Genomic DNA, 19,220 nt, shown 5'->3' with positions numbered 1-19,220 from the left:
TCCGCCCGGCCACACACCGGGCGGACGGCGGCCAACGCGAAGGGGCTCCCGTACGGTGCGTACGGGAGCCCCTTCGCGCGGGTACGGCGGGAATCAGCCGCCGAACTCCTGAAGACCCTTCAGGGCCTGGTCCAGCAGCGCCTGACGGCCGTCCAGCTCCTTCTGGAGCTTGTCGGCCTTGGCGGTGTTGCCCGCGGAGCGCGCCGTCTCGATCTGGCCCCGGAGCTTGTCCACGGCGGCCTGCAGCTGACCGGTCAGACCCTCGGCACGCGCGCGTGCCTCCGGGTTCGTCCGGCGCCACTCGGTCTCCTCGGACTCCTGCAGAGCCCGCTCCACCGCGTGCATCCTGCCCTCGACCTTCGGGCGGGCGTCGCGCGGCACGTGGCCGATGGCCTCCCAGCGCTCGTTGATGGAACGGAAGGCCGCGCGGGCCGCCTTCAGATCCTGCACCGGGACGAGCTTCTCGGCCTCCTCGGCCAGCTCCTCCTTGAGCTTCAGGTTCTCCGTCTGCTCCGCGTCACGCTCGGCGAAGACCCCGCTGCGCGCCGCGAAGAACACGTCCTGGGCGCCGCGGAAGCGGTTCCACAGGTCGTCCTCGTGCTCGCGCTGGGCGCGGCCCGCGGCCTTCCAGTCCGCCATCAGCTCGCGGTAACGGGCCGCCGTCGGGCCCCAGTCCGACGAACCGGACAGCGACTCGGCCTCGGCGACCAGCTTCTCCTTGGTCTTGCGGGCCTCCTCGCGCTGCGCGTCCAGCGAGGCGAAGTGCGCCTTGCGCCGCTTGGAGAACGCCGAGCGGGCGTGCGAGAAGCGGTGCCACAGCTCGTCGTCCGACTTGCGGTCGAGTCGCGGCAGCCCCTTCCACGTGTCCACCAGCGCGCGCAGCCGCTCACCGGCCGCCCGCCACTGGTCGCTCTGCGCCAGCTCCTCGGCCTCGACGACCAGCGCCTCCTTGGCGTGCCGCGCCTCGTCGGACTGCTTGGCCCGCTGGACCTTGCGTTCCTCACGGCGCGCGTCGACCGTCTCCACGAGCTTGTCCAGGCGCACCTTCAGCGCGTCCAGATCGCCGACCGCGTGGTGGGCGTCCACCTGCTCACGGATGTGATCGATGGCGGTCTGGGCGTCCTTCGCCGACAGGTCGGTGGTCTTCACCCGCTTCTCGAGGAGGCCGATCTCGACAACCAGGCCCTCGTACTTGCGCTCGAAGTAGGCCAGCGCCTCATCAGGCGTGCCGGCCTGCCAGGAACCGACGACCTGCTCGCCGTCGGCCGTACGCACGTACACGGTCCCCGTCTCGTCGACGCGGCCCCACGGGTCGCTGCTCACAGCGCCTCCTCCACATGATGCCTGTGTGGGGCTTCAGCGCCCCCTGGCATCGTCCACAGTTTCGTCACGGCCAACATAGGCGACCGGCGGGGCGGCTGTCCGCATCCCGCGCGACCGAAATTCAGCAGCGTACGGTCAGGATTTCGTCACGGTCAGCTTGTTGATGACGACAGTCGCGTTCGGTGCGCCGTCGCCCTGGCCCGTGTTCTCACCGGCGGCCGCGATCTTCTTGAGGACCGTCATGCCGGACTTGGAAATAGTTCCGAACGGTGTGTAACTGGGCGGAAGCTGACTGTCCTGGTACACCAGGAAGAACTGGCTGCCGCCGGTGTGCTTCTGGCCGGTGTTGGCCATGGCGATGGTGCCCGCCGGGTACACGTTGCCCTTGAGCGCCTTGTCCTTGAGGTTCTCGTCCGGGAGCGTGTAGCCGGGACCGCCGTTGCCCTTGGCCGTCGGGTCGCCGCACTGCAGGACGTAGATGCCGTTGGTGGTGAGCCGGTGGCACTTGGTGTGGTCGAAGTAACCCTTGCCGGCGAGGAAGCCGAACGAGTTCACCGTGTGCGGGGCGGCGGACGCCTTGAGGGCGATGTCGATGTCGCCGCACGTCGTCGCCATCTTCATGGTGTAGGCGGCCGACTTGTCGATGGTGACCGCCGGCTCCTTCTTCCACGTGAGCGACTTCACCTGGCCCTCGGCGGGCTTCTCGCACGGATCGGGCGCCTTGCTCGTCGGCGTCGCGCTGGGCGTCGCCCCGGCGCCCGCTTCGGCCTTCTTGCCGTCGCTCTTGAAGGCCCCGGTCGCGTACGCCGTCGCACCGCCTGCGACGACCACGCCGACGACCGCCGCGATCACCGCGTTGCGTGTTTGGGTCCTTCGTCGAGCGGATGTGCGGCGCTGCTGCTGTCGCAAGAACTTCTCCCGGGCGAGCTGACGCCGCCGCTGTTCCTGGCTGACCACCGGGTTTCTCCTCGTGCGTCTCGTACGTCGAGTGGGACGCGAGCGTCTCGTGAGCCGACCGCCTGCGTGTGCCCCGTACCGTATATGGGTTAGCTGAGGAATCGGCAGCGCCGGTAGGCTCTGATCCACATCCGCCCGACCGTACGGCACATCGCGCGTACACCACCACGAAGGACGATCGTGCTCATTGCCGGGTTCCCCGCCGGGGCCTGGGGGACCAACTGTTACCTGGTCGCCCCCGCCGCGGGTGAGGAGTGCGTGATCATCGACCCGGGCCACCAGGCCGCCCAGGGAGTCGAGGACGCACTCAAGAAGCATCGGCTCAAGCCCGTCGCGGTCGTCCTCACCCATGGCCACATCGACCACGTCGCCTCGGTCGTCCCGGTGTGCGGAGCGCACGACGTGCCCGCCTGGATCCACCCCGCGGACCGGTACATGATGAGCGACCCCGAGAAGGCGCTCGGCCGTTCCATCGGGATGCCGCTGATGGGCGAGCTGACCGTGGGGGAGCCCGACGACGTGCGGACGCTGACCGACGGCGCGGAGCTGAAGCTGGCCGGCCTCGACCTGTCCGTCGCGCACGCCCCGGGCCATACGAAGGGGTCGGTGACGTTCCGGATGCCCGAGAGCGCGGACGTCCCGTCCGTGTTCTTCTCCGGGGATCTGCTCTTCGCCGGCTCCATCGGACGCACCGACCTGCCGGGCGGCGACATGGACGAGATGCTCGACTCGCTGGGCCGTGTGTGCCTGCCGCTCGACGACTCGACCGTGGTGCTCTCCGGCCACGGCCCCCAGACGACCATCGGCCAGGAGCGCGCCACCAACCCGTATCTGCGGCAGGTGGCCGCCGGGCTGGGAGCGGACCCGACCTCCGCTCCTCGACGAGGAATGTGACAAGACTTCCGTGAGCACCTTCAGGGCCCCCAAGGGCACGTACGACCTCATTCCGCCGGACAGCGCCAAGTACCTCGCGGTCCGCGAGGCCATCGCGGCCCCGCTGCGCAACTCCGGCTACGGCTACATCGAGACGCCCGGCTTCGAGAACGTCGAACTGTTCGCCCGCGGTGTCGGCGAGTCCACCGACATCGTGACCAAGGAGATGTACGCCTTCGAGACCAAGGGCGGCGACAGGCTCGCCCTGCGCCCGGAGGGCACCGCCTCCGTGCTGCGCGCGGCCCTCGAGGCCAACCTGCACAAGGCGGGCAACCTCCCCGTCAAGCTCTGGTACTCGGGCTCGTACTACCGCTACGAGCGCCCCCAGAAGGGCCGTTACCGCCACTTCTCCCAGGTGGGCGCCGAGGCGATCGGGGCCGAGGACCCGGCCCTCGACGCCGAGCTGATCATCCTGGCCGACCAGGCGTACCGCTCGCTGGGCCTGCGGAACTTCCGCATCCTGCTGAACAGCCTGGGCGACAAGGAGTGCCGTCCCGTCTACCGTGCCGCGCTGCAGGACTTCCTGCGCGGCCTGGACCTCGACGAGGAGACGCTGCGCCGCGCGGAGATCAACCCGCTGCGCGTGCTCGACGACAAGCGCGAGGACGTCCAGAAGCAGCTGGGCGGGGCACCGTTGCTGCGCGACTACCTGTGCGACGCCTGCAAGGCGTACCACGAGGAGGTGCGCGACCTGATCACGGCGGCGGGCGTCTCCTTCGAGGACGACCCGAAGCTGGTGCGCGGCCTGGACTACTACACGCGCACCACCTTCGAGTTCGTGCACGACGGTCTCGGCTCGCAGTCCGCGGTCGGCGGCGGTGGCCGTTACGACGGGCTGTCCGAGATGATCGGCGGCCCCGCGCTGCCGTCCGTCGGCTGGGCTCTGGGCGTCGACCGTACGGTGCTGGCGCTGGAGGCGGAGGGCGTGGAGCTCGAACTCCCCGCGGCCACCAGTGTGTTCGCGGTGCCGCTGGGAGAGGAGGCCCGCCGGCTGCTCTTCGGCGTGGTCACCGAACTGCGCAGGGCCGGTGTCGCCGCCGACTTCTCGTACGGCGCGAAGGGGCTCAAGGGCGCGATGAAGAACGCGAACCGCAGCGGGGCCCGCTTCACGGTCGTCGCCGGTGAGCGTGATCTCGCCGAGGGCGTCGTGCAGCTCAAGGACATGGAGTCCGGGGAGCAGGCGGCGGTCGCCACCGGCGAGATCGTGGCCGAGCTGCGGTCGCGCCTGGGCTGACCCGGCTCCTCCTGACCCGGTGGGCTTCCCGCCGGGGCAGGAGCGCCGGTCAACGGTGTTCGGCGGGCAGCGGCCTCGACCGGGTCCGGCGTCGCGGTCCGCCCCGAGGTCCCACTCCGGCAGTCCGCTCCCGGGCGGCCGGCACCCGGGTCCCGTCCGGTACCGGGCCGGCCCGCGCGGGGCTCGTGGCCGGCGGTGTCATCCGTCGCGGCGGTTCTTCCACCGGAAGGTCAGCAGGCACAGCAGCAGGCCTCCGGCGCACCACGCCCCGAGCACCAGGGCGATCCGTCCGAACTCCCAGTCCCCCGCCTGCTCGAGGACCTTGGCGGAGTCGGGCAGGAACACCCCGCGCAGCCCCTGGCACATCCACTTGAGGGGGAACAGCGCGCCGATGTTCAGCATCCAGTCCGGGATGGTGTCGACGGAGATGTAGACGCCGGAGATGAACTGGAGGACGAGGAAGGGCAGGACGACCACCGACGTGGCGCTCTTGCCCGACTTCGGGACCGAACTGATCGCTATGCCGAGCAGCGCGCAGGCGGTGAGACCCAGGACGAAGATCCAGCCGAAGTCGGCCCATCTGCCGGGGTCCGAGGGCAGGTCGACGCCGTACAGCGTGGTGCCGACGGCGAGCAGGATCGCCGTCTCCAGGGCGCCGGTCACGAGAACCAGCCATATCTTGCCGAAGAAGTACGCGGCCGGAGGCATCGGTGTGCCGCGCAGCCGGCGCAGCACCTTCTCGTCCCGTTCGATCGCGATCGAGATGCCGAGGGACTGGAAGCTGGTCGACATGATGCCGGCGGCCATCATCGCGGGGACGTAGAGCTGGGAGGCGGTGATGCCCGCGCCCTTCACGTCGTTGCTGAAGATCGACGCGAACAGGAACAGGAAGACGACCGGGAAGGCGAAGGTGAACACCACCTGGTCGCGCTGGCGGAAGAACTGCCTGATCTCCAGGGCGCCGCGGCGCAGCCCCAGTCCCCAGGCGCCGGGCAGCCGGCCGGAAGCGTCCTTGGTGCCCGGCCGTACGTCGGTGGTGGTCATCGCGCGTCCTCCAGGCCGGTCAGCCGCAGGTAGACGTCCTCCAGGGTGGGGCGGCTCACCCGCAGTCCCGGGATCTCCCCGTCGAAGCGGCGGGTGAGTTCGGCGACCGTCCTGGTGGGTGTGTCCGTGCGTTCGCTGCGCGGGCTGCCGTCGGCCTCCGTCCACTCGACCGTGGCCTCGCCGCCGAACCGCTCGCGCAGCGCGGCCGGTTCGCCCTCGGCGACGATCCGGCCCCGTGCGACGACCGTCAGCCGGTTCGCGAGCGCCTCGGCCTCCTCCAGGTAATGGGTGGTCAGGAGGATGGTCGTGCCCTCGTCGGCCAGCTTGCGGATCAGCTCCCAGAACTGCCGTCGTGCCGCCGGGTCGAAGCCCGTGGTCGGCTCGTCCAGGAGCAGCAGCTCGGGTCCGCCGATCACCCCGAGGGCCACGTCGAGGCGCCGGCGCTGACCGCCCGACAGCGATTTGATCCTGCTGCCCGCCTTCTCCCCGAGACCGACCAGTCCGATGACTTCCTCGGGGTCACGGGGATTCGGGTAGTAACGGGAGAAATGCCGCACCGTCTCGCCCACCGTCAACTCGGCGGGCGCTGATTCGTCCTGCCAGACGATTCCGACACGTGAGCGCCACGCGCGCGTGCCCGTCGCCGGGTCCGAGCCGAGCACCGACACCTCTCCCGCGTCCCGCCGGCGATTGCCCTGGAGGATCTCCACGGTGGTGCTCTTGCCCGCTCCGTTCGGTCCGAGCAGGCCGAACACCTCGCCCCGCCGGATGCCCAGATCGATGCCGTCGACGGCGGTCACGTCCCCGTACCGCTTGCGCAGCCCCCGTACGTCCACCGCGAGTTGATCCACGTGTGTTGTCATGCGGACGAGCTTCCCCCCGAACCGAACCTTCCGGGGAGACCGTGCGTACCTTCTTATGTCCACCGAACGGTGGACGGGTGACCGGGTGCGGCACAATGAGCCTGCCCACAGGCCCCTTCGAAGCTACGGAAACGGCGTGATGAACAAGACGACAGTCAAGGACGTCCCGACCGATCAGGAACGCCCCGCCGCCACCGTGCGGACGGTCGGCGCCAGTCGCGCCCTCGCCGTGCTGCTGGTGATCACGGGGGCGGCCGGTCTCCTTGCCGCGTGGGTCATCACGATCGACAAGTTCAAGCTGCTCGAGAACCCGAACTTCGTACCGGGATGCAGCCTGAACCCGGTGGTCTCCTGCGGCAACATCATGAAGAGCGCCCAGGCCTCGGCCTTCGGCTTCCCGAACCCGATGATGGGGCTGGTCGCCTACGGCATCGTGATCTGCGTCGGTGTGAGCCTGCTCGCACGGGCCACCTTCCCGCGCTGGTACTGGCTGACCTTCAACGCGGGCACGCTCTTCGGGGTCGCGTTCTGCACCTGGCTCCAGTTCCAGTCGCTGTACCGGATCAACTCGCTGTGCCTGTGGTGCAGCCTGGCCTGGGTCGCCACGATCACCATGTTCTGGTACGTGACCTCCTTCAACGTCCGAGCCGGCTTCCTGCCCGCCCCGCGCTGGGCGAAGAGCTTCTTCGGCGAGTTCACCTGGGTCCTGCCGACCCTGCACATCGGCATCATCGGCATGCTGATCCTGACCCGCTGGTGGGACTTCTGGACCACCTGACAGGCCCGTCGCGGCCGCGGCCGCGACGACAGCCGCGGTCCCCGGCCCGGAAGGGACTGTCAGCGGCGTGACATAGGGTTTCCGACGTGGAGCCCGACCTGTTCACCGCCGCCGCCGAAGAACGCCAGGAGAAGGGCCCGTCCGGCAGTCCCCTGGCCGTGCGGATGCGCCCGCGCACCCTCGACGAGGTCGTGGGGCAGCAGCATCTGCTGAAGCCGGGCTCTCCTCTGCGCAGACTCGTCGCCGAGGGGAGCGGCGGCCCGGCCGGACCGTCCTCGGTGATCCTCTGGGGGCCGCCGGGCACCGGCAAGACGACCCTCGCGTACGTCGTCTCCAAGGCCACCGACAAACGCTTCGTGGAACTCTCCGCGATCACCGCGGGCGTCAAGGAGGTGCGCGCCGTCATCGACGGCGCCCGCCGCGCGGCCGGCGGCTACGGCAAGGAGACCGTCCTCTTCCTGGACGAGATCCACCGCTTCAGCAAGGCCCAGCAGGACTCCCTCCTCCCGGCCGTGGAGAACCGCTGGGTGACGCTGATCGCCGCGACCACCGAGAACCCGTACTTCTCGGTGATCTCCCCGCTGCTCTCCCGCTCCCTCCTGCTCACCCTCGAACCGCTCACCGACGACGATCTGCGCGACCTGCTGCGCCGGGCCCTCGGCGCCGAACGCGGCCTCAAGGAATCCGTCGCCCTGCCCGGGGACGCCGAGGACCATCTGCTGCGCATCGCCGGCGGCGACGCCCGCCGTGCCCTGACCGCCCTGGAGGCCGCGGCCGGCGCCGCCCTCGACAAGGGCGAGCCGGAGATCACGCTCCAGACGCTGGAGGAGACGGTCGACCGCGCCGCCGTGAAGTACGACCGCGACGGCGACCAGCACTACGACGTGGCGAGCGCGCTCATCAAGTCCATCCGCGGCTCCGACGTGGACGCCGCCCTGCACTACCTGGCCCGGATGATCGAGGCGGGCGAGGACCCCCGTTTCATCGCCCGCCGTCTGATGATCTCCGCCAGCGAGGACATCGGCCTCGCCGACCCGAACGCGCTGCCCATAGCCGTGGCCGCCGCCCAGGCCGTCGCGATGATCGGCTTCCCCGAGGCCGCGCTCACCCTCAGCCACGCCACCATCGCCCTCGCGCTGGCCCCGAAGTCCAACTCCGCGACCATGGCCATCGGCGCCGCCATGGAGGACGTGCGCAAGGGGCACACGGGCCCGGTGCCGGCCCATCTGCGCGACGGGCACTACAAGGGCGCGGCCAAGCTCGGTCACGCCCAGGGGTACGTGTATCCGCACGACCTGCCCGAGGGCATCGCGTCCCAGCAGTACGCGCCCGAGACGCTCAAGGACCGGGAGTACTACGCGCCGACCCGGCACGGCGCCGAGGCGCGGTACGCCGACGCGGTGGAGTGGACCAGGAAGCACCTCGGTAGAGGGCGCGCCTGACCACCCTGTAGCATGGCTCGAAGCGCTGCGTCCCGTGTCCGGCTCCGGTCGGCACCACCAGAACGGGACATCCAGCCGGAGCCCCCGCCTCCACGGGGGGATTCCAGGAGCGTCGCGCACCGTCGAAGGTGTCGCGGGCAGCCCACCACCACCCGGATTCCCGGGAGCGGTCGGTGGGCCACTCGCGTGCTGCACGTATGTGCCCAGACCCAGGAGCGGCTGCCCGCCCCGTCCCCGTGGATCTCCACAGCGGCGAGGAGGGTTTCCCGGGCTGCGGATTGCGACCTCCCCTAACCCTGGTGAAGCCGTATTCGCATCAGAAACACGAGGTGTTTGGTTCATGGCGAACCAGTCCCGCCCCAAGGTCAAGAAGTCGCGTGCGCTCGGTATCGCGCTGACCCCGAAGGCTGTCAAGTACTTCGAGGCCCGCCCCTACCCGCCGGGTGAGCACGGCCGTGGCCGCAAGCAGAACTCGGACTACAAGGTCCGTCTGCTCGAGAAGCAGCGTCTGCGCGCGCAGTACGACGTGTCCGAGCGCCAGCTCGTCCGCGCCTACGAGCGTGCCTCCAAGGTCCAGGGCAAGACCGGTGAGGCCCTGATCATCGAGCTGGAGCGTCGTCTCGACGCGCTGGTCCTTCGTTCGGGCATCGCCCGCACGATCTACCAGGCCCGCCAGATGGTCGTCCACGGCCACATCGAGGTCAACGGCCAGAAGGTCGACAAGCCCTCGTTCCGCGTCCGTCCCGACGACGTCGTGATGGTCCGCGAGCGCAGCCGCAGCAAGACGCTGTTCGAGGTTTCCCGCGCCGGTGGCTTCGCCCCCGACGGTGAGACCCCGCGCTACCTCCAGGTGAACCTCGCCGCCCTGGCCTTCCGCCTGGACCGTGAGCCGAACCGCAAGGAGATCCCGGTGATCTGCGACGAGCAGCTCGTCGTCGAGTACTACGCCCGCTGATCTTCTTACAGCGGACGCGGTACCACCTGCGCGTCAGTGTCAGCCCGTCGTCTCCCCGCCCTTCGAGGTGGGCGAGACGGCGGGCTCTCGCACGTCCGGGGGCAGCCTGCGCGGCGAGGGCACCGCCCCGAGCGGCGGCACCCCGGCACCGCCCAGCGCCCGGGCGACCGCCGCGTCCTGCCCGAGCAGCCCTCCCGCTCGTACGCACTCCTCGTACCGCTCGTCGCCCAGCTCCTGCCGGGCAAGGGCCGCGCAGCGCTCGTGCGGCGCGTTGTAGTACGCCGAACCGAACAGCGGCAGGCCCACCGACGGCCACATCCGCGACGCCGCCCCCTGGAGCAGCGCGGCCTCGGCCGCATCGCCCTCCACCACCGTGACCAGGGCGAGCAGCTCGACCGTGAGCACCGCGCCGAGCAGATCGTGGAAGCCGTGCGCGATACCGAGCCCCTGTTCCAGCAGACCGCGGGCCGTCGCCTGATCGCCCTCGGCCTGGGCCTGGTAGGCGAGGACGTACAGCGCGTACGCCAGCGCCCAGCGCTCCCCGTGGTCCTCGCAGACCCTGCGGACGTCCTCGCACAGCTTCACCGCGCCCGGCATGTCGCCCTGGAACGCGAGCGTCATCGCGAGTTCGACCTGGCCCATCAGCACATTGCTGTTGAGCTCCCCGATCTCGTGATAGCGGTCCAGCGCCGAGCGCAGCAGCACCTCCGCGCGCGCCATGTCGTCCGTGACCAGCGCCAGACACCCGGTGCGATGCTCGGCGTAGGCGACCGCGACGGCGTTCTCGCACCGCTCCGCCTCCTCACGGCACTCCTGCAGCGCGGACAGCGCGGGCACCGAGTCGCCCTGGAGGACCGCCACATAGCCGAGCACCCACAGGGCCTTCAGCCGTGACTGGTCACGGTCGCCGTCGAGCTCGACACTGCGTTCCAGCCAGTGCCGGCCCTCGGAGAGCCGGCCGCAGCCGACCCAGTAGAACCACAGCGAGCCCGCCAGATACTGGCCCAGATGCGCCTCGTCGGGTTCGCCGAGCGAATACTCCAGCGCGCAGCGCAGATTCGGCAGCTCCGTCTCGACGCGCAGTGCCACCTCGCCCTGCCGCGGCGAGAACCAGTCCAGCTCGCACCAGGTGACCAGGCCCATGTACCAGTCGCGGTGGCGCCGGCGCAGCCGCTCCGCGTCCCCGGTCGCCGCCAGCCAGTTCGCGCCGTAGGCCCGGACCGTGTCCAGCATCCGGTAGCGCACCCCCGCCGCGGTCTCCTCGCGCGAGAGCACCGACTGCGCGAGCAGTTCGCCGAGCACGTCGAGCACGTCGTCGGCCTGCAGTCCCTCCCCGCTGCACACGTATTCGGCCGCCTCCAGGTCGAACTGCCCGGCGAACACCGACAGCCGCGCCCACAGCAGTCGCTCTCCCGGTGTGCACAGCTCGTGGCTCCAGCCGATCGCCGTCCGCAGCGTCCGGTGCCGCGGCGACGCGTCGCGCAGACCGCCGGTCAGCAGCCGGAACCGGTCCTCCAGGCGGGCGAGCAGCTGGGCGGGGGAGAGGGTGCCGACCCGGCCCGCCGCCAGTTCCAGCGCCAGCGGGATGCCGTCGAGGCGTCGGCACAGCTCCCGGACGTCGGAACCGTTCCCCTCGTCCAGGGCGAAGCCGGGCACCCGGGCCGCCGCCCGGTCCGCGAACAGCTCCACCGCCTCCGCAGCGGCCAGCGGAGCCAGCGGGAACACCCGCTCGCCCGCGATGTCCAGCGGTCTGCGGCCCACGGCCAGCACCCGCAGCCCGGGCGCCCGCCGCAGCAACTCGCCCACCAGCGAGGCGCTCACGTCCACCAGGTGCTCGAAACCGTCCAGGACCAGCAGGAGCCGGCGTCCGGCCACGTGGTCGAGCAGCACCTGGCGCGGCGGCTTCGCCGTGTGGTCCGTCAGACCGAGGGCCTCGGCCACGGCGTGGTCGACGAGCGCCGGGTCGTGCACCGCGGACAGGTCCACGCGCCACACCCCGTCGCGCACGTCCGCCCCCGCCGCCGCGCGCGCGGCGAACCGGGTCTTGCCGACGCCCCCCATGCCGGTCACGGTGACCAGCCGGACCGTCCCCAGTGCCTCGGCCAGCCGGGCGAGCTCGGCGGAGCGCCCCACGAACGCGTCGAGTTCCAGGGGCAGATTGCCGGGCGCGGCAGGGCCGGAGTGCCGGGCAGGGTGAGAACGTTGCATGAGATACGGAGCGTACTGACCCGTGAGCGCTCCGTACAATCGGTTCACGCAACTCCACACTCCGGAGCGCATTAATGCGGTACGGAGCCCCGGCCCCGGCGCGATAGGCTCGGGTGACGACTTTCCGATGTTCAGGCGCACAGTCAGGGAGCGGGTGCACAGTGTCCGGTGGTGAGGTGGCCGGGATCCTGGTGGCCGTCTTCTGGGCGATCCTGGTCTCCTTCCTCGCCGTCGCGCTGGTGAGGCTGGCCCAGACGCTCAGGGCGACCACCAAGCTCGTGGCGGACGTGACCGAGCAGGCCGTTCCGCTCCTGGCCGACGCCTCCGCCGCGGTGCGCTCCGCCCAGACGCAGATCGACCGGGTCGACGCCATCGCGTCGGACGTCCAGGAGGTCACGTCGAACGCCTCGGCGCTGTCGACGACCGTCGCCTCCACGTTCGGCGGCCCGCTGGTCAAGGTCGCGGCGTTCGGCTACGGCGTGCGCCGCGCCATCGGAGGCCGTCGTGACAATGTGCCCGACAAAGCGTCCCGGCGTACCGTGATCGTGGGCCGCACCGTCCCGTCCGCGCGGCGGGGAAAGCGGAAGAAGGACTGACGCAGCGATGTTCCGCCGTACGTTCTGGTTCACCGCGGGCGCAGCCGCGGGTGTATGGGCCACCACCAAGGTCAACCGCAAGCTCAGGCAGCTGACCCCCGAGAGCCTCGCGGCGCAGGCCGCGAACAAGGCGATCGACGCGGGCCACCGGCTCAAGGAGTTCGCGCTCGACGTCCGCGACGGGATGGCCCAACGAGAGGCCGAACTCGGCGAGGTGCTCGGTCTGAACGGGCACCCGGATTCCGAACTGCCGACGCAACGCCGTATCCGCGCGATCGGCGGCGGCGAGCAGTCCGGTGACAACAAGCAGATCAAGTACATCGACAACACGACGTACTCGTACAACCGGAATGAGGACCACTGATGGAGTCGGCTGAAATCCGCCGCCGCTGGTTGAGCTTCTACGAGGAGCGCGGTCACACCGTCGTCCCTTCGGCGTCGCTCATCGCGGACGACCCGACTCTGCTCCTGGTCCCCGCCGGCATGGTCCCCTTCAAGCCGTACTTCCTCGGCGAGGTCAAGGCCCCGTGGGCGCGCGCCACCAGCGTGCAGAAGTGCGTGCGCACGCCCGACATCGAAGAGGTCGGCAAGACCACGCGCCACGGCACGTTCTTCCAGATGTGCGGCAACTTCTCCTTCGGTGACTACTTCAAGGAAGGGGCCATCACCTACGCCTGGGAGCTGCTCACCTCGCCCCAGGACAAGGGTGGTTACGGCCTCGACCCCGAGCGCCTGTGGATCACGGTCTACCTCGACGACGACGAGGCCGAGACCATCTGGCGCGACAAGATCGGCGTCCCGGCCGAGCGCATCCAGCGCCTGGGCAAGAAGGACAACTACTGGTCCATGGGTGTCCCGGGCCCCTGCGGCCCGTGCTCCGAGATCAACTACGACCGCGGCCCCGAGTTCGGCGTCGAGGGCGGCCCGGCCGTCAACGACGAGCGCTACGTGGAGATCTGGAACCTGGTCTTCATGCAGTACGAGCGCGGCGAGGGCATCTCGAAGGACGACTTCGAGATCCTCGGCGAGCTCCCGAGCAAGAACATCGACACCGGCCTCGGCCTCGAGCGTCTCGCCATGATTCTGCAGGGCGTGCAGAACATGTACGAGATCGACACGTCCATGGCGGTCATCAAGAAGGCCACCGAGCTGACGGGTGTCGAGTACGGCGCCGCCCACGGCTCCGACGTCTCGCTGCGTGTGGTCACCGACCACATGCGCACCTCCGTGATGCTCATCGGCGACGGCGTGAGCCCCGGCAACGAGGGCCGCGGCTACGTGCTGCGCCGCATCATGCGCCGCGCCATCCGCAACATGCGCCTGCTCGGCGCCACCGGACCGGTCGTCAAGGACCTCATCGACGTCGTCATCGGCATGATGGGCCAGCAGTACCCGGAGCTCGTCACCGACCGGCAGCGCATCGAGACCGTGGCCCTCGCCGAGGAGGCCGCCTTCCTCAAGACGCTGAAGGCCGGCACGAACATCCTCGACACGGCCATCACCGACACCAAGGAGTCCGGCGGCACGGTCCTCGCCGGCGACAAGGCCTTCCTGCTCCACGACACCTGGGGCTTCCCGATCGACCTCACCCTCGAAATGTCCGCCGAACAGGGCCTGTCGGTGGACGAGGACGGCTTCCGCCGCCTGATGAAGGAGCAGCGGGACAAGGCCAAGGCCGACGCCCGCGCCAAGAAGACCGGCCACGCCGACGTCGGCGCCTACCGGCAGATCGCCGACGCCGCCGGCGAGACCGACTTCGTCGGGTACGACGGCACCGAGGCCGAGTCGACGATCGTCGGCATCCTCGTCGACGGTGTCTCCTCCCCGGCCGCCACCGAGGGCGACGAGGTAGAGATCGTCCTGGACCGCACCCCGTTCTACGCCGAGGGCGGCGGCCAGATCGGCGACACCGGCCGCATCCGGGTCGACTCCGGTGCGATCATCGAGATCCGCGACTGCCAGAAGCCCGTTCCGGGTGTGTACGTCCACAAGGGCGTCGTCCAGGTCGGCGAGGTCACCGTCGGCGCCAAGGCCCAGGCCACCATCGACGTACGCCGTCGCAAGGCCATCGCCCGCGCCCACTCGGCCACGCACCTCACGCACCAGGCGCTGCGCGACGCCCTGGGCCCGACGGCCGCCCAGGCCGGTTCCGAGAACCAGCCCGGCCGCTTCCGCTTCGACTTCGGCTCCCCGTCCGCCGTCCCGACGGCCGTGATGACGGACGTCGAGCAGCAGATCAACGAGGTGCTCGCCCGCGACCTGGACGTCCAGGCCGAGGTCATGAGCATCGACGAGGCCAAGAAGCAGGGCGCCATCGCCGAGTTCGGCGAGAAGTACGGCGAGCGCGTCCGCGTCGTGACCATCGGCGACTTCTCCAAGGAGCTGTGCGGCGGCACCCACGTGCACAACACCGCCCAGCTGGGTCTGGTGAAGCTGCTCGGTGAGTCGTCCATCGGCTCCGGCGTGCGGCGCATCGAGGCCCTGGTCGGCGTCGACGCGTACAACTTCCTGGCCCGTGAGCACACGGTCGTCGCCCAGCTCCAGGAGCTGGTCAAGGGCCGTCCGGAGGAGCTTCCGGAGAAGGTCTCCGCCATGCTCGGCAAGCTGAAGGACGCCGAGAAGGAGATCGAGAAGTTCCGCGCGGAGAAGGTGCTCCAGGCCGCCGCCGGACTCGTCGAGTCCGCCCAGGACGTGAACGGCGTCGCCCTGGTCACCGGGCAGGTCCCGGACGGCACGGGCGCCGACGACCTGCGCAAGCTGGTCCTCGACGTGCGCGGCCGCATCCAGGGCGGACGGGCCGCCGTCGTGGCCCTGTTCACGGTCGTGGGCGGCAAGCCGCTGACGGTCATCGCCACCAACGAGGCCGCCCGCGAACGCGGTCTGAAGGCCGGCGAGCTGGTCCGCGGCGCCGCCAAGACCCTCGGTGGCGGCGGTGGCGGCAAGCCGGACGTCGCCCAGGGCGGCGGTCAGAACCCCGCCGCCGTCGGCGAGGCCATCGACGTGGTCCAGCGCCTCGTCGCCGAGACGGCCAAGTAAGAAACGGCCGAGAAGATGCGAAGAGGACGTCGGCTCGCGATCGATGTCGGGGACGCCCGGATCGGGGTCGCCTCGTGCGACCCCGACGGGATCCTCGCGACTCCGGTGGAGACGGTCCCGGGACGTGACGTCCCGGCCGCCCACCGCCGGCTGCGGCAGCTCGTCGAGGAGTACGAGCCGATCGAGGTCGTCGTCGGGCTCCCTCGCTCCCTCAAGGGGGGCGAGGGCCCCGCCGCCGTCAAGGTCCGTGCCTTCGCCCAGGAGCTTGCGGAAGGGATTGCTCCTGTTCCGGTTCGGCTCGTGGATGAGAGGATGACCACGGTCACGGCCAGTCAGGGACTGCGCGCCTCGGGCGTGAAGTCGAAGAAGGGCCGGTCGGTGATCGACCAGGCGGCGGCCGTCATCATTCTGCAGCAGGCCCTGGAATCCGAACGAGTGTCAGGCACGTCGCCCGGGGAGGGCGTCGAAGTGGTCATGTGATCGCGATACGGTAACGTTCCGCCCGATGCGGTGGTGTTCGAACCGCCGTCGCACAGTAAAGAGGCGGACGGGCGCCGGGCCACTTGAACCGGCAGCTCCCGGCTCGCGGCTCGTAGGGGATCGATGACTGAGTATGGCCGGGGCTCTGGCTCCGAACCGTGGCATCCGGAGGACCCGTTGTACGGGGACGGCGGATGGGGCGGGCAGGCCGCCGACGGCCAGTCCGCCTACGACGGCGGCCAGCCGCAGCACTATCCGCAGCAGCAGGGCGACTGGGGCCAGGGGCAGCAGTACCAGGGCCAGCAGCAGTACGCGCCGCAGGGTCAGCACGAGCAGTATCCCGGCCAGCAGCAGTATCAGGACCAGCAGTTCCAGGGGCAGCAGCAGTACCCCGGCCAGGGGCAGCAGCAGTACCCCGGTCAGGGTCAGGGGCAGTACCCCGGTCAGGGGCAGGGGCAGTACCCCGGTCAAGGGCAGGGCCAGGGGCAGCAGCAGTACCCCGGACAGGGTCAGCAGCAGTACCCCGGTCAAGGTCAGCAGCAGTACCCGGGTCAAGGTCAGCAGCAGTACCCCGGTCAGGGTCAGCAGCAGTACCCGGGCCAAGGTCAGCAGCAGTACGCCGACAGGGGCACCGGCGCGCAGTCCCAGGAGCCGTACGCGGCCGATCCCGCCGACCCCTACGCGGGCCAGTACGCGGGTGAGCAGCCCGATCTCTACGGCACCCCCGACGCCTACCCGCCGCCCGAGCCGCCCGCCCGGCGCCGCACCGAGTCCGAACCCGACCCCGAGCCGGACTGGGACCCGGGACCGGACCAGGGCGAGCACGCCTTCTTCTCCGGTGCCGACGACGATGACGACGACTTCGACGAGGACGACGACCCGAAGAAGGGCCGTGGCCGCAAGGAGCGGGGCGGCGGCAAGGAACGCGGTGGCGGCAAGGGCAAGAAGCGCCGCAGCGGCTGCGCCTGCCTGGTGGTCGTCGCGGTCTTCGGCGGCGGCCTCGCCGGAGCCGGGTATTTCGGATACCACTACTACCAGAATCGTTTCAGCGCAGCCCCCGACTTTTCCGGTGAGGGCACGGGACAGGTCCCCGTCGAGATCGGCAAGGGCGAGCTCGGTTATGCCATCGGCCAGAAGCTCAAGGCGGCCGGTGTCGTCAAGAGCGTGGACGCGTTCGTGTCCGCGCAGGCGGAGAATCCCAAGGGAAAGTCGATTCAGGCGGGCGCCTATATCCTGCGCAAGGGGATGTCGGCCAAGAGCGCTGTCGCGCTGATGCTCGACCCCAAGAGCCAGAACAACGTGGTCGTGCCTCCGGGACTCCGCAATGCCCTGGTGTACGCGAAGATCGACGAAAAGCTCGGACTCGCCAAGGGCACGACGAGCGCCGTCGCGAAGAAGAAGTACAAGACCCTCGGACTGCCGAGCTGGGCGAACACCAACAAGGACATAAAGGACCCCCTGGAGGGGTTCCTGTACCCGCTCACGTATCCCGCAGCCAAGGGCATGAAACCCGAGGCCGTGCTGAAGAGCATGGTCGCGCAGGCCAACAAGAGGTACGCGGCGATGGGGCTCGTGGCGAAGGCGAAGGCGCTCAAGCTCGAGAACCCGCTGCAGGTGGTCACGGTCGCGAGCCTGGTCCAGGCGGAAGGCAAGACGCACGACGACTACCGGAAGATGGCCGAAGTCGTCTACAACCGTCTCAAGGCCACCAACACCGAGACCAACCAGAAGCTGCAGTTCGACTCGACCTTCAATTACCTGAAGGGCCAGAGCAAGATCAATATCAGCGAGTCCGAGATCAACAGCAATCCGGACCCGTACAACACGTATTACCACAGGGGTCTGCCGCCCGGTCCGATCGGCAATCCCGGTGACGACGCCTTCCGTGCGGTGTTCAACCCCACGAAGGACGGCTGGATGTATTTCGTGGCGACCGACGGCCAGAACAACACCGAATTCGCCAAGACGCTGGCCCAGTTCGAGAAACTCAAGGAAAAGTTCAATGCCAGCTCCGGCAACTGACGTCCGCCGGGCCGCGGTGCTCGGTTCACCGATCGCCCACTCCCTCTCCCCGGTCCTGCACCGCGCGGCGTACCGGGAGCTGGGCCTCGGCGACTGGACGTACGACCGCTTCGAGGTCGGCGAGGAGGCGCTGCCCGCCTTCGTCGGGGGACTCGGGCCGGAGTGGGCCGGGCTGTCGCTGACCATGCCGCTCAAGCGGGCCGTCATGCCGCTGCTCGACGAGATCAGCGAGACGGCCGCCTCCGTCGAGGCGGTCAACACCGTCGTGTTCACCGAGGACGGGCGGCGCGTCGGCGACAACACCGACGTCCCCGGAATGGTCGCAGCGCTGCGTGAACGGGGGATCGAGCAGGTCGACTCGGCCGCCGTCCTCGGCGCCGGCGCCACCGCCTCCTCCGCGCTGGCCGCCCTCGCGCGGATCTGCACCGGTGAGGTCGTCGCGTACGTCCGCAGCCGGGAGCGGGCCGCGGAGATGCGGCAGTGGGGCGAGCGGCTCGGCATCGAGGTGCGCACCGAGGACTGGGCCGACGCCGAACGGGCGCTGCGGGCGCCGCTGGTGATCGCCACGACGCCCGCCGGCACCACGGACGCCCTGGCCGCCGCCGTCCCCGGGCGCCCCACGACCCTCTTCGACGTGCTCTACGACCCCTGGCCGACCGACCTCGCGGCACGCTGGTCCGCGTACGGCGGAGCCGTGGTCGGCGGGCTCGACCTGCTCGTGCACCAGGCCGTGCTCCAGGTGGAGCAGATGACCGGACGGACGCCGGCCCCGCTCGTCGCCATGCGCAAGGCCGGCGAACACGCCCTGGCCGCGCGCTAGGGCCTGTCGTCACATTCCCGTCTGCCCCGCAACGCCTGACACGCTCCCCCGAGCTCTTCGAGCAGGGGGACCCCCACTCGCCGCACCGGGCGAAAGCCCAAGTACGTCCAGTACGAGGGCTTCCACCCGGCACGCCGAGAGCACGCACCAGACGCCGCGAGGCCGCCCTCCGGGCGACGACGGGAATGTGACGACAGGCCCTAGGACCTGACCGGTCGGCACGGCCCGAAATCCCTCGGGTCCGGCAGAAGCGGCGCCCCGACCGGGGGTGAAGCCGGGGTGCCGGCGGTCCGCGGTCCGGCGGCGTCGTGGCCCGTCACGGGCGTGGCGCGGTGCGTTCCGGCGGGCCCCGCGCCGTACGTGAGGCTCCGCGACCCGGCCGGATGCGTCCGCCTGATGGACCTGCGGCCGGTTTCCGCCCCCGGACGTGGGAGGATCGGAGACGGCGGGCCAGGGCCGCGCACCCGGTCGCGCCGTCGCCGTACGCGAGGACGCGTGTACGCAGCAGCAGTACAGGGCGCGAGCATGA

The 19,220-nt window shown here is 70.2% G+C and carries 16 protein-coding genes; 11 read left to right on the top strand and 5 right to left on the bottom strand.

Annotated features, from left to right (window positions below; all coding sequences use genetic code 11):
• Positions 1-93: 93 nt before the first annotated feature.
• On the bottom strand, positions 94-1,323 hold the full coding sequence (locus tag ACH4S8_RS29875) for a DUF349 domain-containing protein (protein WP_398399442.1): 1,230 nt from the start codon (positions 1,321-1,323) through the stop codon (positions 94-96).
• A gap of 135 nt (positions 1,324-1,458) precedes the next feature.
• Positions 1,459-2,280, bottom strand: a complete 822-nt coding sequence (locus ACH4S8_RS29870; RefSeq protein ID WP_398399440.1) for a peptidylprolyl isomerase — start codon at positions 2,278-2,280, stop codon at positions 1,459-1,461.
• A gap of 180 nt (positions 2,281-2,460) precedes the next feature.
• On the opposite strand from ACH4S8_RS29870, the gene ACH4S8_RS29865 reads away from it, so the two are divergent.
• On the top strand, positions 2,461-3,174 hold the full coding sequence (locus ACH4S8_RS29865) for an MBL fold metallo-hydrolase (RefSeq protein ID WP_398399438.1): 714 nt from the start codon (positions 2,461-2,463) through the stop codon (positions 3,172-3,174).
• A gap of 10 nt (positions 3,175-3,184) precedes the next feature.
• Positions 3,185-4,447 carry a histidine--tRNA ligase gene (hisS, locus tag ACH4S8_RS29860; RefSeq protein ID WP_339128192.1) on the top strand — a complete coding sequence of 421 codons (1,263 nt, stop codon included), beginning with the start codon at positions 3,185-3,187 and terminating at the stop codon, positions 4,445-4,447.
• A 198-nt stretch (positions 4,448-4,645) separates the two neighbouring features.
• On the opposite strand, the gene ACH4S8_RS29855 is transcribed toward hisS, so the two are convergent.
• Together ACH4S8_RS29855 and ACH4S8_RS29850 are read right to left on the bottom strand one after the other, a co-directional pair.
• The gene (locus ACH4S8_RS29855; protein ID WP_398399435.1) at positions 4,646-5,491 is read right to left on the bottom strand and encodes an ABC transporter permease; all 846 of its coding nucleotides are present in this window, start codon (positions 5,489-5,491) and stop codon (positions 4,646-4,648) included.
• The gene (locus ACH4S8_RS29850; RefSeq protein ID WP_398399433.1) at positions 5,488-6,354 is read right to left on the bottom strand and encodes an ABC transporter ATP-binding protein; all 867 of its coding nucleotides are present in this window, start codon (positions 6,352-6,354) and stop codon (positions 5,488-5,490) included. The genes ACH4S8_RS29855 and ACH4S8_RS29850 overlap by 4 nt, the downstream gene beginning before the upstream one ends.
• Before the next feature lie 139 nt (positions 6,355-6,493).
• On the opposite strand from ACH4S8_RS29850, the gene ACH4S8_RS29845 reads away from it, so the two are divergent.
• From ACH4S8_RS29845 to rpsD, 3 genes are all read left to right on the top strand, one after another.
• The gene (locus ACH4S8_RS29845) at positions 6,494-7,132 is read left to right on the top strand and encodes a vitamin K epoxide reductase family protein (protein ID WP_398399431.1); all 639 of its coding nucleotides are present in this window, start codon (positions 6,494-6,496) and stop codon (positions 7,130-7,132) included.
• Positions 7,133-7,218: 86 nt separating this feature from the next.
• Positions 7,219-8,574: a replication-associated recombination protein A gene (locus ACH4S8_RS29840; protein WP_398399429.1), complete on the top strand. Its 1,356-nt coding sequence runs from the start codon at positions 7,219-7,221 to the stop codon at positions 8,572-8,574.
• Between the two features lie 340 nt (positions 8,575-8,914).
• On the top strand, positions 8,915-9,529 hold the full coding sequence (gene rpsD / locus ACH4S8_RS29835) for a 30S ribosomal protein S4 (protein WP_037621164.1): 615 nt from the start codon (positions 8,915-8,917) through the stop codon (positions 9,527-9,529).
• Between the two features lie 39 nt (positions 9,530-9,568).
• Here the strand turns inward: rpsD and ACH4S8_RS29830 are convergent, their stop codons facing one another.
• Positions 9,569-11,737, bottom strand: coding sequence for an ATP-binding protein (locus tag ACH4S8_RS29830; RefSeq protein ID WP_398399426.1), 2,169 nt, complete (start codon positions 11,735-11,737; stop codon positions 9,569-9,571).
• A 161-nt stretch (positions 11,738-11,898) separates the two neighbouring features.
• Between ACH4S8_RS29830 and ACH4S8_RS29825 the strand changes: the two genes are divergently transcribed.
• The 6 genes from ACH4S8_RS29825 to ACH4S8_RS29800 all read left to right on the top strand — a co-directional run bounded on the left by ACH4S8_RS29825 (position 11,899) and on the right by ACH4S8_RS29800 (position 18,691).
• On the top strand, positions 11,899-12,333 hold the full coding sequence (locus ACH4S8_RS29825; protein ID WP_385404399.1) for a DUF948 domain-containing protein: 435 nt from the start codon (positions 11,899-11,901) through the stop codon (positions 12,331-12,333).
• 7 nt (positions 12,334-12,340) lie between these two features.
• Entirely contained in the window at positions 12,341-12,697 is a 357-nt protein-coding gene (locus tag ACH4S8_RS29820; protein WP_398399423.1) for a DUF6167 family protein, read from the top strand.
• A complete protein-coding gene (alaS, locus tag ACH4S8_RS29815) occupies positions 12,697-15,369 on the top strand; it encodes an alanine--tRNA ligase (protein WP_398399421.1) in 2,673 nt (890 codons plus the stop codon). The genes ACH4S8_RS29820 and alaS overlap by 1 nt, the downstream gene beginning before the upstream one ends.
• Before the next feature lie 15 nt (positions 15,370-15,384).
• Positions 15,385-15,849, top strand: a complete 465-nt coding sequence (gene ruvX, locus ACH4S8_RS29810; RefSeq protein ID WP_398399419.1) for a Holliday junction resolvase RuvX — start codon at positions 15,385-15,387, stop codon at positions 15,847-15,849.
• Positions 15,850-15,972: 123 nt separating this feature from the next.
• Positions 15,973-17,871, top strand: a complete 1,899-nt coding sequence (gene mltG / locus ACH4S8_RS29805) for an endolytic transglycosylase MltG (protein ID WP_398399417.1) — start codon at positions 15,973-15,975, stop codon at positions 17,869-17,871.
• A complete protein-coding gene (locus ACH4S8_RS29800) occupies positions 17,852-18,691 on the top strand; it encodes a shikimate dehydrogenase (RefSeq protein WP_398399415.1) in 840 nt (279 codons plus the stop codon). Before mltG ends, ACH4S8_RS29800 begins: the two co-directional genes overlap by 20 nt.
• The last annotated feature ends 529 nt before the right edge of the window (positions 18,692-19,220 follow it).

This window comes from Streptomyces sp. NPDC021080 (genome assembly GCF_044333225.1).
GTDB lineage: Bacteria > Actinomycetota > Actinomycetes > Streptomycetales > Streptomycetaceae > Streptomyces.
Note: the sequence above shows the minus strand (reverse complement) of the source record. Positions and strands in the feature narration are given on the sequence as shown.